Consider the following 15,480-nt stretch of genomic DNA (forward strand, 5'->3'; position numbering starts at 1 on the left):
CGGTTGTGTGAAGCGCCTCATTCCAGGCGGTTCACGAGTTCCGCCACGGTTTGTGCCGTCATGAGCGTCGCGACCTTCACTCCGGCGCAGCCCGGCTCCCGCCGGATGCGGCGCACCAGCTGCATGACGAGCAGCGAGTGCCCGCCCAGGTCGAAGAAGTTGTCGTGCGGGCCGACCGCGTCCACCTCCAGGACCTCGGCGAACGCCCGGCACAGCATCGCCTCGCGGCCCTCGTCACGCCGGGTCGCGCCGGTTCCGGCGCTGGTGCCGGTGACCGTGCGGGCCTTGAGCGTGACGGGCAGGTCGCCCAGGCGCGCCTCGGGGTCGGCCGCGGCGGCCTCCAGCACGCCGACGAGCGCCTCGATCATCGTGTCGATCGTGCCCGGGTCGAACAGGTCGGCCGAGTAGTCGACGACGAGGTGCAGCTCCTCCCCCCGCTCCCGGAAGATGAAGTCGAGGTCGAACTTCGCCGCGGGCGGGCTGAACAGCGCCTCCCGCTGCCGCAGCCCGGGGAAGCGGACGTCGCCCATGGCCTGGTTCTCGTAGCCGACCATCACCTGGAACAACGGGTTCCTGCCCGGCACCCGGGAGGGCCGCAGCGCCTCGACGAGCGCCTCGAACGGCAGGTCCTGGTTGGCCAGACCGGCCAGGTCGGTGTCGCGGACGCGGGCGAGCAGCTCGGCGAAGGAGGGGTTCCCCGAGGTGTCGGCGCGCAGCACGAGCGTGTTGACGAAGAAGCCGACCAGGTCACCGGCCGCCTCGTCGGTACGGCCCGCGACGGGGCTGCCCAGCGGGATGTCCTCCCCCGCGCCCGTGCCGTGCAGCAGCGCGGCGACCGCGCTCTGGCAGACCATGAACATGCTGGCCTGGGCGCCGCGCGCCAGCCCTCGGAGCCGCCCGGCCAGCGCGGCCGGGAGCCGCCTGGTCGTGGTCCCGCCGCGCTGGCCGACGGTGGCGGGCCTGGGCCGGTCCACCGGCAGCGGGATCTCCTCCGGCATGCCCGACAACGCCTTGGCCCAGTACGCGAGCTGGCGGGCGTGCAGGCTTCCCGGGTCGACGGGGTCGCCGAGCAGCTCGCGCTGCCAGAGCGTGTAGTCGGCGTACTGCACCGCGGGCGGCTTCCACTCCGGCGCGCCGTCCTGCCTCCCGTCCAGGCGCGCGGCGTAAGCCCGCGCCACGTCCCTGGCGAACGGCCCGAAGGACCACTCGTCGAACGCGATGTGGTGGAACACCGCGAGCAGCAGGTGCTCGTCCTCCCCCTCCGGGATGAGCGCGACCCGCAGCGGTATCTCGGTGGCGAGGTCGAACGGCCGCGCGATCACCTCCTCGGGTGAGCAGGTGGTGATCTCCAGGACCGGGCGCGCCTGCTCCGGCGGCAGGATCCGCTGGTAGGGCGCGCCCTCGTGCTCGGCGAAGACGGTGCGCAGGCTCTCGTGCCTGGCCGTCACGTCGCCGATCGCGGCCCGCAGCGCGTCCACCTCCAGCGCGCCGCTCAGGTGCACGGCGAGCGGCAGGTGGTACGCCTCGCGGGGGCCGTCGTCCTCGCGCAGGATCTGGTCGATGAGCCAGAGCCTGCGCTGGGCGTACGACAGCGGGACGCGCTCGGGCCGCTCCCTGGGCGCCAGCGGGGGCCGCAGCGTGACACCGGCCCTGTCGTGCAGGCGGCCGGCGAGCTCGGCGACGTTCGGCGCCTCGAACAGGTCGCGGATCGCGAGCTCGGTGCGCAGCACCGCGCGCACCCTGCCGACCAGCCGGGTCGCGAGCAGCGAGTGCCCGCCCAGGTCGAAGAAGTTGTCGTCGATGCCGACGCCCGAGACGTCGAGCACCTCGCCGAACAGGGTGCACAGCAGGTGCTCCACCGCCGTCCTGGCGGCGCGCCCCGACCCGCGCGGGCCGCCCTGCCGGTCGGGGGCGGGCAGCGCCCGCCGGTCCAGCTTGCCGTTGACGGTGAGCGGCAGCGCGTCCAGCGTGACGACCGCGCTCGGCACCATGTAGCCGGGCAGCCGCTTCTTCAGCCCCTCGCGCACCCGCGCGGCGAGCGCCCCGTGGTCGCGGGCCGCCGCCGGGTTGTTCGCGTACGACGCGGGCCTGCGGTCGGGGTCCGCCGAAAGGAAGGCGTCCCCTCCGCCGAAGACGGCGTCGTAGTGGCCGACCTCGTCCGAGGGGGTGGTGACCACGCCGGGGTCGAGCGCGTACAGCAGTTCGGGCTCGACCCCCTCCGCCGGTGCCCACAGCAGCTCGCGCGCCTCCCGGCGGGAGGCGCCGCCCTCCAGCGCGCGCAGCGCGGCGAGCTCGGCCGACAGCCTGGGGTCGGGGACGGCGCGCACGCGCAGCGGCCCGGAGCGGGCGGACAGGCGGGCCGCCAGGTCCTCCGGCCCGGCCCAGTCCACGACCGTGGTCCCGGCGGGCCCCGTGGTGGGCCCCGTGGCGGGCTCTGTGGCGGGCTCTGTGGTGGGCTCCGTGGTGGGCTCCGCGGTGGGCTCCGTGACAGGTGACTTCCAGAGGGTCACGTCGTAGCGGTGCCTGCTGAGCTCGTTGTGGTGGACGCCCCGCTTGGTGCGGACCTCCACCCGCGCGGCCACGCCGAGGGAGGCGAAGAACGCGGGGTCGAGGAGGAGTTCCTTCTCCATGCGCACGGCCCGGTCGACCGCCGCCGTACCGGCGCCGTCGTCGTCGCCTCCCCGTCCGAGCTGGATCGCCGCGTGCAGGAGGCGCACCGACCGCAGGTCGCGCACGTCGCCGACGAACAGCGCGCCGCCGGGGGCGAGCAGGTCCATCGCGGCGGTGATCACGTCGGCGAGGTAGGCGGCGCTCGGGAAGTACTGGACCACCGAGTTGACGACGATCGTGTCGAAGTGGCCGGCGGGCAGGCCGGTGGTGTCGTGCGCGGGCTGGCAGCTCAGGCGCACCGGCGAGTCGGGGCCGAGGTCGGCCTTGAGCTTGGCGATGACGGGGGCCGCGAAGTCGGTGCCCCAGTACTCCTCACGGCCGGGGGCCAGGCGCGACAGCAGCAGGCCGGTGCCGACGCCGATCTCCAGCACCCGCCTGGGCTTGAGGTCCTCGATGCGGGCCACGGTGGTCTCGCGCCACTCGCGCATGTGCTCCAGCGGGATGGGCGACCCGTCGTAGCTGCTGTCCCAGCCCGCGAAGTCCTCGGTGTGCACGGCGGTGCCGATCTCGGTGTACTCGGCGTCGTAGATCTGCCGCCACTCGGCCAGGTGCTCGCGCTCGGCGTCGGGCCGCGCGGCGCCGTCGGGCACCACGTAGCCGACGAGCCGCTTCACCCCGGGCACCTCGGTGCCGACGGCGATGACGGCGGCCTGCCCGACCCCGGGCTCGGCGGCGAGCGCGGTCTCGACCTCCTCCAGCTCGACCCGGTAACCGCGGATCTTCACCTGCTCGTCGGTACGGCCCAGGAAGTCGATGTTGCCGTCCGGACGCACCCGTACCAGGTCGCCGGTGCGGTACATCCGGCCGCCGCCGAACGGGTCGGCGACGAACCGCTCGGCGGTCAGGCCGGGCCGGTCGAGGTAGCCCCGGGCCAGACCGGCCCCGGCGATGTAGAGCTCTCCCGGCGAGCCGGGCGGGACCGGGCGCAGCCAGCCGTCGAGCACGTAGCCCCGGGTGTTCCAGATCGGCTTGCCGACCGTGGGCGTGGCGCTGTCCTCGGTGCCGCCGCCCAGCGTGTTGATGGTGTACTCGGTCGGGCCGTAGAGGTTGTAGCCGAGCACCCCCTCGGCCTCCGCGAGCCGGTCCCACACGGCCGAAGGGACGGCCTCGCCGCCCAGCAGCACGAGCGGCGGGCGGTGCTCGCCGTCGAGCAGCCCCTCCTCCAGCAGCTGCTGCGCGTAGGTCGGCGTCACGTTGATGACGTCGATCCGGTGGCGCCGCAGGTACTCGGTGAGCGCCTCGGCGTCGCGCCGCAGCTCCTCGTCGCAGACGTGCACCTCGTGGCCCTCGATGAGCCAGAGCAGCTCCTCCCACGACATGTCGAAGGAGAACGACACGGTGTGCGCGATCCGCAGCCGCCGCCCGGCCGACGCCACCACCGGGTCGAAGATGTTGGCCCGGTGGTTGAACTGCATGTTGGTCAGGCCCCGGTAGGGGGTGACCACGCCCTTGGGGCGCCCGGTGGACCCGGAGGTGTAGATCACGTACGCGGGGTGCTCCAGCCGTCCGGGCACGTCCCTGCCGAAGCCGGGCAGCTCCTCCGCCGTCAGCCCGGTGCCGGGCAGGTCCGCCAGTCTCTCCCGCACGGCGGGGTCGTCGAGCAGGATCTCCGCGCCCGGGTTCGCCAGCCCGGCGGCGATGTCGCGGTGCGAGACCAGGCAGACGGGGGCGGCGTCGGCCAGCATGAAGTCGAGCCGGTCGGCCGGGTAGTCCAGCTCCAGGGGAAGGTAGGCGGCGCCCGTCTTGAGCACCGCGAACAGCGCGACGACCATCTCGGCGGAGCGGGGCAGGGCGAGGGCGACCACCCGTTCCGGGCCCGCGCCGTGCGCCTTCAGCAGCCGGGCCAGGCGGTTGGCCGCCGCGTCCAGCTCGGCGTAGGTGAGCCGCGTGTCGGGCTGGGAGACCAGGGCGAGCTCGTCCGGGGTGCGCGCGGCCTGCTCGGCGAGCAGTTCGGCGATGGTGAGGCCGGGGACGGACCGCTCGGCCTCGGCCCAGTCGCGGCGCAGCCCCTCGTGCTCGTCGGGCAGGAGCAGGTCGAGCCGGTGGCAGGGGGTGTCGGGCGCGGTGGCGAGGGTCTCCAGGACGCGCACGTACCGGTCGGTGAGCCGTTCGGCCTCGGCCTCGGTGAAGGCGTCGCCCCGGTACATGACGCGCAGGCCCGTGCCGGGCTCGACGACCATGGTGACCGGGTAGTGGGTCGCGTCGCGCACCTGGCGGCCGGTCACCCGCACGTCGCCGCCGGGGCCGAAGCCGCGCCCGGTGGGCATGCCGGGGAAGTTCTGGAACACGAAGAGGGTGTCGAACAGGGTTCCCAGGCCCGTCACCCGCTGCACGTCGGCGAGGGCGACGTAGGAGTGGTCGAACAATTCCGACTGGAACGTCTGCACCCGCTCCAGGACGGTGCGCAGCGGGTCGGCCGCCGAGGCGCGCACCCGGACCGGGACGGTGTTGAACAGCAGGCCGACCATGGACTCGACGCCGTCGACGTCGGGGTGGCGGCCGGAGACCGAGACGCCGAAGACCACGTCGTCGCGGCCGGTGAGACCGGCCAGGAGCAGGCCCCAGGCGCTCTCGTACAGGGTGCCGAGGGTGAGGCCGGACTCGCGGGCGAGGGCGCCGAGGCGGGCGGCGAGGTCCTCGGGCAGCGCGCGGTGGATCTCTCCGGCGGTGGCGAGGTCGGCGGGGCGGTCGGCCAGCTCCGGCTTGAGCAGGGTCGGCTCGTCGAGCCCCTCCAGGCTGCGGCCCCACGTCTTTATGGTGGCCTGCCGGTCCTGGCCGGTCACCCAGTCGAGGTAGGCGTGGAAGGGGACGACGGGCCGGGCGCGCTCGGCGGCGGCGTCGGTGTAGGACTCCAGCAGCGAGGTGACCAGCAGGCCGCCCGACCAGCCGTCCAGCAGGATCAGCTCGGAGGTGAGCACCAGCCGGAAGTCGTCGTCGCCCACCCTGGCCAGCGCGAAGCGGATCAGCGGCGGCTCGTCGGGGACGAACGGCCGGGCGCGCTGGGCCTCGACGAACGCCTCCAGCGCCTCCGGGCCGCCGGTCTCGGCGTAGGTCCAGTCGACCTCGAAGTCCCGGGGGACGAACTGCACGGTACGGCCGCCGTCGGTGCGGAACCCGGCCCGCAGGTTGGGGAACCTCAGCAGCACCTCGCGCGCGGCCCCGGCCAGCCGGCCGGGGTCGACGGGCCCGGCCAGGGTCACCACGGCCTGCTGGACGTAGATGTCGCGGTCCTCACCGGCGAGCATCAGGTGGAACAGCAGTCCCTCCTGCAGCGGCGACAGCGGCAGCTCGGCCCGCTCCTCCACCGGCCCGCCCGCCACGCCCCCGCCGGACAGGACCTCACTCGCCACGACCTCGCCGGACAGGACCTCGCCGGAGCCGGCCGCGACCCTGGCGAGGGCCTCGACGGTACGCAGCCGGAAGACGTCGCGGACGGAGAAGGACAGGCCCGCGCGGCGGGCGCGGCCCACGAGCAGGGCCGCGCTGATGCTGTCGCCGCCGGTGCGGAAGAAGTCGTCGTCGGCGTTGACGCCGTCCCGGCCGAGGGCCTCGGCGACGAGGCCGGCGATGGCGCGCTCTGCGCCGGTGCGCGGCGCCCGGCCCTCGCGGACGGCGGGCTCGGGCAGCGCGCGCCGGTCGAGCTTGCCGTTGGGCGTGCGCGGCAGCTCGTCGAGGCCGACGAGCACGGAGGGGACGAGATAGTCGGGCAGGATCTCGCCGAGCCCGGCCCGCAGCGCGTCGAGGTCGAGGCCGGGCTCTCCTACGACGTAGCCGACGAGGCGCGGCCCCGAACGGGCCGCCACGGCCGCCTGGCGCACGCCGGGCTGAGCGGCGAGCACCGCCTCGACCTCCCCGGGCTCGATGCGGAAGCCGCGGATCTTCACCTGGTCGTCGGCCCGGCCCAGGAACTCCAGCGAGCCGTCGCGGCGGCGGCGCACCCGGTCTCCGGTGCGGTAGAGCCGCGATCCCGGCGGGCCGAAGGGGCTGGCCACGAACCGCTCGGCGGTGCGGGCCGGGTCACCGAGGTAGCCGCGCGCCAGGCCGTCCCCGGCGAGGTAGAGCTCGCCGACCGGGACCTCGCGGAGCCCGGCGTCCAGGACGTACGCCACGGTGTTGGCGATCGGGACGAGCCCTCCGGCGCCCTCGGCGATCAGGCTGTCGCCGGCCGCCTCCGAGCAGCCGTACAGGTTGACCAGCCGGGCGGGGACCCGTTCGGCCAGGGCGGCGGGCAGGGCCTCGCCGCTGCTCACCCAGGTGGTGACGGAGCCGAGTTCACCGGTCTCCATGAGCGCGGCCAGCAGGCTCGGCACGACGGTCACCAGGTTCACGCCGTGGCGGCGGATCAGCTCGGCCAGGGCGAGCGCGTCGGTGGCGGTGTCGTCGTCCGCGACGACGACGGTGTCACCGGCGACGAGGCCGCCGAGCAGCTCGGTGCTGCCGTCGATGAAGGCCGGTGAGCTCTTGGCCACCCGCACGCCGGTGGGGGCGAGGTCCGCGCCCCAGGCGAGCCGGTTGGCCAGTGCCCGCTGGGTGCCGACCACGGCCTTGGGGGTCCCGGTGGACCCCGAGGTGAAGATCACGTACGCGGGGTGGTCGGGGCGGACCTCGACCCGGGCGCGAGGCGGGGCGTCCCTCGGCGGCTCGTCGGCGCCGAGGACCAGCAGCGGCCTGGCGGTGCCGAGCATCAGGTCGATCCTGGAGCGCGGGTAGGTCGTGTCGATCGGCAGGTAGGCCGCGCCGGTCTTGAGCACGGCGAGCAGGGCCACGACGAGCTCGGCCGAGCGGGGCAGCGCGATCGCGACGATCTGCTCGGGGCCCGCTCCGGCGGCGGCGAGCCGGTCGGCGAGGGCCTCGGCGCGCTCGTCCAGCTCGGCGTAGCTGAGGGTCGTCGCGCCGTAGCCGTCGCCGTCCCCGGAAACGACGCCGGAAACGACGCCGGAGGCGCCGCCCGTGACGACGGCGGTGGCGTGCGGGGTGCGCGCCACCTGCTCCTCGATCCGCTGGGCGACGGTGAGCGGGGCGAACGCGCGGGCGGTGTCGGGCCGCGCGACCCCCTGGAGCGGGGTGCCGAGCGACGACAGGCGCCGCGCCGGGTCCTCGGTGGCCCGGTCGAGCAGCTCGCCGAGCTCGGCGAGCATGCCGGTGACGGTCTCGGCGTCGAAGAGGTCGGTGGCGTAGGCGACGAACCCCTCGATCAGCTCCTCGCCCTCGGCGAAGTAGACGTCCAGGTCGAACTTGACGCCGCCGGTCTCGGGCAGGAACGGCTCGGCGCGCACGCCGGGCAGCCGCAGCCGCACGTCCTCCAGCCGCTGGTGGACGATCATCACCTGGAACAGCGGGCTGCGGGCGAGCGAGCGCTCGGGGGCGAGCCGCTCCACCACCTGCTCGAACGGCACGTCCGCGTTGGAGAACGCGGCCAGGTCGGTGCGGCGTACCCGCTCCAGCAGCTCGGTGAAGGTGGGGTCGCCGCTCAGGTCGGTGCGCAGCACGACGAGGTTGACGAACACGCCGACCAGGTCCGCGAGGTCGGAGTCGGGGCGGCCCGCGATGGGCGAGCCGAGCGCCACGTCGTCGCCCGCGCCGGCCCGGTGCAGGAGCGCGGCCACGGCGGCGTGCAGGACCATGAAGACGCTGGTGCCGGTCTCCAGGGCGAGCCGTCGCGCCCCGGCCAGCGGCAGCCGGAACGGCACCAGCCCGCCCCGGTGGCTCGCCTCGGCGGGACGGGGCCGGTCGGCCGGCGGCGCGCTCTCCTCGGGCAGCCCGCGCAGCGTCCGCTCCCAGAAGTCGAGCTGTTCGGCGGGGGCCGGGGACTCGCTCCGCCAGACGGCGTAGTCGGCGTACTGCACGGGCAGCGGCGCCCAGTCCGGTGCGGTGCCCGTGGCGCGGGCGGTGTAGGCGCGCGACAGGTCGGCGAGCAGCGGGGTGAACGACCACTCGTCGGCGGCGGCGTGGTGCTGGAGCACGACGAGCACGAACTCCTCGGCGGCCACCCGCAGCAGGGTCGCCCGGATGGGCAGGTCGGCCCCGAGGTCGAAGACGTGCGAGGCGGCCCTCGTCTCGGCCGCGCGCAGCCACTCCTCCGGCCTGCCGCGCGCGTCCACCACGTCGAAGGCGGCCTCGCCGGTGTCGAGGACGCGCTGGACGGGCAGCCCGTCGGAGCCCTCCTCCAGCAGGGTGCGCAGCGCCTCGTGCCGGGCGATGACGTCGCCGAACGCGGCGCGCAGGGCGTCGACGTCGACCGGCCCGTACAGGCGCAGGCCGAGCGGGAGCGCGTCGGCGGCCGAGGGGCCGCGCAGGCGTTCCTCGAACCAGAAGCCGCGCTGGGCGGGCGAGGCGGGGACGATCGCGGGCCGGGTCACGTCGCGGACCCTCGGCCGGGTGCCCCGCACCAGCCGGGGGGCCAGCGTGGCGACCGTGGGCGCCTCGAAGACGTCGGCGATGGTGAGCTCGGCGTCGAGCGCGGCGCGCACCCGCCCGGCGAGGCGGGTGGCGAGCAGGGAGTGGCCGCCCAGGGCGAAGAAGTCGTCGTCTATGCCGACCGCGTCCAGGCCGAGGGTCTCGGCGAAGACCGCGCACAGCGCCGCCTCGCGCTCGTCGCGCGGCCCCCGGCTCGACACCCGCACCTCGGGCGCGGGCAGCGCGGCCCGGTCGAGCTTGCCGTTGACGGTACGCGGCAGCGCGTCGAGCAGGACCGTCGCGGAGGGAAGCATGTACTCGGGCAGCGCCCCTGCCGCCGCCGCCCGCAGGTCCGCCTCGTCGAGGTCGCCCTCCGGCACGACGTACGCGACCAGCCGCCTCTCGCCCGGCGTGTCCTCGCGGACCACGACGGCGGCCTGGGCGACGCCGGGGCAGGCGGCGAGCACGGCCTGCACCTCGGCGGGCTCGATGCGGAAGCCGCGGATCTTCACCTGGTCGTCGGTGCGTCCCAGGTACTCCAGCGTCCCGTCGCGGCCCCACCGGGCCAGGTCGCCGGTGCGGTACATGCGCTCGCCGGGCGGGCCGAAGGGGTCGGCGACGAAGCGTTCCGCGGTCAGGCCGGGCCGGCCCGCGTAGCCGCGCGCCAGCTGCGTCCCCGCGAGGTAGAGCTCGCCGGGGACGCCGACCGGGGCGGGGCGCAGCGCGGCGTCCAGGACGTAGGCGCGGGTGTTGGGGAACGGCGCGCCGATCCCGGGCGACGGCAGCTCGGCGGAGGTCGCCCAGATCGTCGCCTCGGTCGGCCCGTACACGTTGACGGCCGACGCCGCCACCGCGTGCAGGCTCCCGGCGAGCGCGGCCGGGAGGGCCTCGCCGCCGACGAGCACCCGCAGCCCGCGCAGCGCGGCCGGGTCCAGCGAGCCCAGCAGCGACGGGGTGCCCTGGACGACGGTCGCCCCGGCGAGCAACGCGCCCAGCGCGGCCGGGTCGCGCACGGTCTCGCGTCCGGCGAGCACGACGGTCGCGCCGCTGATCAGCGGCACGTACAGCTCCAGCGCGGCGATGTCGAACGCGATCGTGGTCACCGCGACGAGCCGGTCGTCGGCGCTCAGGGCGAGGCGCTCCCTCATCGTGACGAGGAAGGCGGTGAGCGCGGAGTGCGGGACGGCCACGCCCTTGGGGCGGCCGGTCGAGCCCGAGGTGTAGATGACGTACGCCAGGTCGCCGCCCCGGACCGGGTGCGACGGTTCCTCGCCGCCGGGAAGAGTGTCGTCCGGGGCCAGCGTCCCGGTTTCCGGCGGGAGGAGAGCCGCGGTCTCCGGGGTCGCGATCACGCAGAGCGGGGCCGCGTCCTGAATCATGTAGGCGAGCCGGTCGGCCGGGTGGTCCAGGTCCAGCGGCAGGTAGGCGGCGCCCGACTTCAGCACGGCCAGCAGCGCGACCACCAGGTCGGGGGTGCGGGGCAGGGCGAGCGCGACGACCCGGCCGGGGCCCGCGCCGCGCTCGCGCAGCGTCCGGGCGAGCGCCGAGGCCCGCAGGTCCAGCTCGGCGTAGGTGAGCGTCCCGGAGGCGCCGTCGACGGCGACCGCGCCGGGGGTGCGGGCGGCCTGCTCCTCGAACAGCGAGGTCACCGTCGTGTCCGGCACGGGGCACGAGGTGTCGTTCCACTCCGCCAGCAGGGCCGACTCGGCCGCGCCGAGCAGCTCCAGGTCGGCGATCCGCAGGTCCGGGCGGCTCACCGCGTCGCCGAGCAGCGTCTCCAGGTGGGCGAGGAGGGCGTCGACGCGCTCGTCGTCGAACAGCTCGCGCCGGAAGGTCGCCTCGACGGTCATCCCGTGGGGCCGGACGAAGGCCTCCAGCGACAGGTCGAAGTGGGTGGTGCCGTTGTGGATGTGCGTCCAGCTCGTGGTGACGCCGGGCAGGTCCAGCTCGCCGATCTCCTGGGCGAGGAAGAGCAGCATGGTGTCGAAGAACGGCGAGCCGCCGCGCCTGCGGGCGGGCCGCAGCTCCTGCACGAGCTTGTCGTAGGGCAGCGTCCGGTTCGCGAAGCCCTCGGTGCAGGTGTCGCGGACCCGGTGCAGGACCTCGCGGAAGGTGGGCGCGCCGGACAGGTCGGTGCGCAGCACGAGGGTGTTGCCGAAGTTCCCGGCCAGCCGCTCGATCTCGGTGTGCTCGCGGTTCATCACCGCCGAGCCGATCGCGACGTCGGTCGCGCCGGTGTAGCGGTGCAGGAGCACCGCGTGGGCGGCGAGCATCACCATGTACGGGGTGAGGTTCTCCCTCGCGGCGAGCTCCCGCATCCCGGCGGTGACGGCGTCGTCGAAGCGGCGGGCCCTGCGCCCGCCCCGCTCGGACGCGGTCGCGCCGCGCGGGCGGTCGGCGGGCAGGTCCAGGGGCGCGGGCGGCGGGTCGAGGCGTCCCCGCCAGTAGTCCATCTCCTCCGCCGGGAGCGGGCGGTTCTGCTCCCAGGCGGCGAAGTCGGGGTAGTGGACGCTCAGCGTGGGCAGGCCGTGCGGCTCGCCGGAGACGGCGGCGCGGTACAGGGCCGACAGGTCGCGCGACAGCGACCCCCAGGTCATGCCGTCCCAGGCGATGTGGTGCACGACCAGGACCAGGCCGTACGCGTCGTCGCCGAACCGCAGCAGTTCCAGCCGGATCGGCCGGTCGGCGCGCAGGTCGAAGGGGAGCGCCGCGAGCCGTTCGGCGTACGCCTCGGCGTCGGCCTCGGCGCAGTCGCGCGGCGGCAGGTCGAGGGAGTCGTCGGCGACGACGTGCTGGAACGGCGTCCCCTCGTCGTTCTCGTCGTAGACCGTGCGCAGCACCGCGTGCCTGCGCAGCAGCGCGCGCAACGCCTCGCGGAGCGCCTCGGGGTCGAGCGCGCCCGACATGCGCACCAGCAGGCACACGTTGTAGGCGGGGCTGGAGGGGAACGTCCGGTGGTGCAGCCACATGCTCTGCTGCGCGTAGGACAGCGGGGCGGGGCCACCGACGCGACGTGGAGTGATGCGGTCCCTGTCGAGGCCGAGCCCCGCCTCGGCCATCATCCGCCGCATCAGTTCGCGCCGTCGTGCAACGTCCTGCTGCTGTTCCCGCACGCTCAACTCTTCCTTCGGGGCCGGGGTCGGGCACGCTGTCCCGCATCGAGACTTAGGTTAGCCTTGCCTCTTAAATCCACACAAGGTTAGCCTTACCTAAATTGATCGGTATTGTCCGGTTTCGCAGAGGGGTGGGTTCGTTGTCCTTTGGTGTCCGCACGGATGAGATGCGCACAGAGGTAGTGGTCGAGAGCACAGCCGACCCGTTGCGTCTGGTCGCCCTCCTGGCCGGGTCCGGGCTGTTCGACGACTACACCGTGTACGAGCGACCGGGCCTGTGGACCTTCGCGGGCGGAGTGATGGGGGAGGTGATCCTCGAACCCGGGGTCGTGCGCAGCCGCTGGCGGGACGGGCCCTCCTCGACCTCGTTCGATTCGCTCGACCCGCTCGATTCGCTCGACCCGCTCGGCTCGGTGGACTCCGTGGAGTCGGCCGAGGAGCCGTGGTCCGGCCGTCCGGCCGCGGCGCTGGAGGCGGCGTTGCGGGCCGCCCCCTGGCCGGTCTGGAACGCCTACGGCTGGATCGCGTTCGAGTTCGCCGCGCTCACCCCGGCGGGCAGGCTCGCCCACCTGGTCGTGCCGCGCACCGAGGTGCGCATCGAGGCGGGACGCGCGCTGGTGGTGAGCGCCGACGCCGGCGAGGCGGAGCGCGTCGCCGAGCTGCTGTCCGGCCGGGGCGCGCCCGCGACACCGGCCCCGAAGCCGGTCGACGTGCGCCCCGGCGGCGACGTCTACCGCTCGCGGGTCGCCCAGGCGATCTCCGAGATCGACGCCGGGCTCTACGAGAAGGTCATCGTCTCGCGGCGGCTGCCGATCCCCTTCCCCGTCGACGTCGTCGCGACGTACGCGTGCGGCCGCGCCGCCAACACCCCGGCCCGCTCCTTCCTCCTCGACCTGGGCGGCTTCCAGGCCGCCGGGTTCAGTCCCGAGGTGCTGGTGAGGGTCGACGAGCACGGCACGGTGGCGACCCAGCCGCTGGCCGGCACGCGGGCCTTCGGCCGGGGCGAGGACGTGGACTCGAAGACCCGCCGCGAGCTGGAGAACGACCCCAAGGAGATCTTCGAGCACGCCGTGTCCGTACGCGCCTCGCAGGACGAGCTGTACCGGGTGTGCGCGCCCGGCACGGTCCGGGTCACCGGCTTCATGGCGGTGAAGGAGCGCGGCAGCGTGCAGCACCTGGGGTCGAGCGTGAGCGGTGAGCTGTCGCCCGGCCGCACCGGCTGGGACGCGCTCGACGCGCTCTTCCCCGGCGTGACCGCCTCGGGCATCCCCAAGGCGGGGGCGATCGACGCGATCGCCCGCCTGGAGGAGCCCAGGGGCCTGTACGCCGGAGCCGTCCTGACCGTCTCCCAGGACGGGGCGATGGACGCCGCCCTGGTGTTGCGCGCCGTCTACAGCGAGAACGGCCGGGCCTGGCTGCGGGCCGGCGCCGGCATCGTGTCCGGCTCGACGCCCGAGCGGGAGTACGAGGAGACCTGCGAGAAGCTCTCCAGCATCGCCCCGTACGTGGTCCCGCGCGCCTGAGGAGACGCCGCCCGGCGTCCCCGCGCACCGGTCCCCCGCACCGTCCCCCCGCCCCGTCCGCCCTCACGCGCCTTCCCCGCGCGTGAGGGCGCCGGCGTTCTGTCCGCGCGCGAGGGGGCACCGACGTCTCACCCACACGTGAGGGCGCCGGCGTTTCACCGGCGCCCTCACACGTACGGATGCGGAGATGCGGGGTCGCTCAGCGCAGGCTCGCGGCCAGCTCCTTCTTGCTGATCTTGCCGACCGGGGTTCGGGGGAAGGCCTCGACCAGCTCGACGCGGTCGGGCCACTTGTACCCCGCCACGCCGCGTTCCTTGAGGAACTGCTTGATCTCCCGGAGGGTCGGCGCCTTGTCCCGGACGATCAGGAAGGCGCAGGTCCGCTCCCCCATCACCTCGTCCGGGAGGCCGACCACCGCGGCGTCGTGCACCGCCGGGTGGGCCAGCAGGTGGTTCTCCAGCTCCTCGGCGGAGATCTTGTCACCGCCCCGGTTGATCTGGTCCTTGTCGCGGCCCTCCACGACGAGGTGGCCGGAGGGGAGCACCCGCGCCAGGTCCCCGGTCCGGTAGAAGCCGTCGGGGGTGAAGGAGCGCGCGTTGTGCTCCGGCGCGCGGTAGTAGCCGCGCAGGGTGTACGGGCCGCGGGTGAGCAGCTCGCCCACCTCGCCGGGGGCGACCTCGGCGCCGTCGGAGTCGACCACGAGGATCTCGTCGGCCGGGGACAGCGGCCTGCCCTGCGTGGTGTCGACCAGCTCGCGGGGGTCGTCCAGCCGGGTGTAGTTGAGCAGCCCCTCGGCCATGCCCAGCACCTGCTGCACCGCGCAACCCAGCACGCCGGGAACCTGCCTGGCCCGCTCGGCGGCGAACTTGGCCCCGCCCACCTGCAGCAACCGAAGCGACGACAGGTCCTCCTTCGACCAGGTCGCCGCCTCCAGCCAGAGCAGCGCGATGGGCGGCACCACCGCGCACACCGTCGCCCTCTCCCGCTCGATGAGCGGGAACGCCTCGTCGGGCGACCCGGAGGGCGCCAGGACGACGGTGCCCCCCTTGGCGAACACCCCCAGCACCCCCGGGCAGGCGAGCGCGAAGTTGTGCGCGACCGGGAGGACCACGAGGTAGACCGTCTCGCCGTCGAAGCCGCAGACCTCGGCGCTGGCCTCCAGGTTGTAGACGTAGTCGCGGTGGGTGCGCGGGATCAGCTTCGGCAGCCCGGTGGTGCCGCCGGAGAGCAGGAACACCCCCACGTCGGCCGGATCGGGCCGCTCGTACTCCACCGGATCGGTGTCGGAGCCGGAGTCGAGGTCGGCCAGGGCGGTGAACTCCTGGGCGTCCCCGTCCACCACGACGTGCTCCACGGCCAGCGACCGGGCCAGGTCGCGGTAGTCGAACCCGCCGTGCGCGTCGGGGATGACGTACGCCCTGGCCTCGCTCAGCTCGCACAGGTAGCCGATCTCGCTGCTGCGGTGCGCGGGCAGGGCGAGCACCGGGGCGGCGCCGATCCTGACCAGGGCGAGGAAGACGACGACGAAGGAGGTGGTGTTGGGCAGCTGCACCACGACGCGGTCGCCGCGCCCGATGCCCAGCCGCGCGAACCCGGCGGCGGTGCGCTCGGCGCGGCGGTCCAGCTCGGCGTAGGTCAGCCGCTCGTCGCCGGCCACGAGGGCGGTCCGTCCGGGGTCGCCCCCGCCCAGCACGTCACCGAGCAGCCGGTCGCTCCAGTAGCCCTCGGCCAGGTAGCGCGCCGCGAACTCCTCGGGCCAGGGGGTGAATCCCTCCACG

The 15,480-nt window shown here is 74.7% G+C and carries 3 protein-coding genes; 1 reads left to right on the forward strand and 2 read right to left on the reverse strand.

Annotated features, from left to right (window positions below; translation table 11 throughout):
- Nucleotides 1-17: 17 nt before the first annotated feature.
- Entirely contained in the window at nucleotides 18-12,179 is a 12,162-nt protein-coding gene (locus tag AC5L38_RS32645) for an amino acid adenylation domain-containing protein (RefSeq protein WP_495246674.1), read from the reverse strand.
- A 167-nt stretch (nucleotides 12,180-12,346) separates the two neighbouring features.
- On the opposite strand from AC5L38_RS32645, the gene AC5L38_RS32650 reads away from it, so the two are divergent.
- Complete coding sequence (locus tag AC5L38_RS32650) at nucleotides 12,347-13,702, forward strand: salicylate synthase (RefSeq protein WP_495246657.1); 1,356 nt, start codon at nucleotides 12,347-12,349, stop codon at nucleotides 13,700-13,702.
- Nucleotides 13,703-13,901: 199 nt separating this feature from the next.
- On the opposite strand, the gene AC5L38_RS32655 is transcribed toward AC5L38_RS32650, so the two are convergent.
- Nucleotides 13,902-15,479 carry a (2,3-dihydroxybenzoyl)adenylate synthase gene (locus AC5L38_RS32655; RefSeq protein ID WP_495246658.1) on the reverse strand — a complete coding sequence of 526 codons (1,578 nt, stop codon included), beginning with the start codon at nucleotides 15,477-15,479 and terminating at the stop codon, nucleotides 13,902-13,904.
- Between the last annotated feature and the right edge of the window lies 1 nt (nucleotide 15,480).

The sequence above is a fragment of the Streptosporangium nanhuense genome (genome assembly GCF_059358815.1).

Coding starts and splice junctions, on each gene's coding strand:
- AC5L38_RS32650 (WP_495246657.1), top strand. CDS start 12,347: ATGCGCACAGAGGTAGTGGTCGAGAGCACAGCCGACCCGTTGCGTCTG.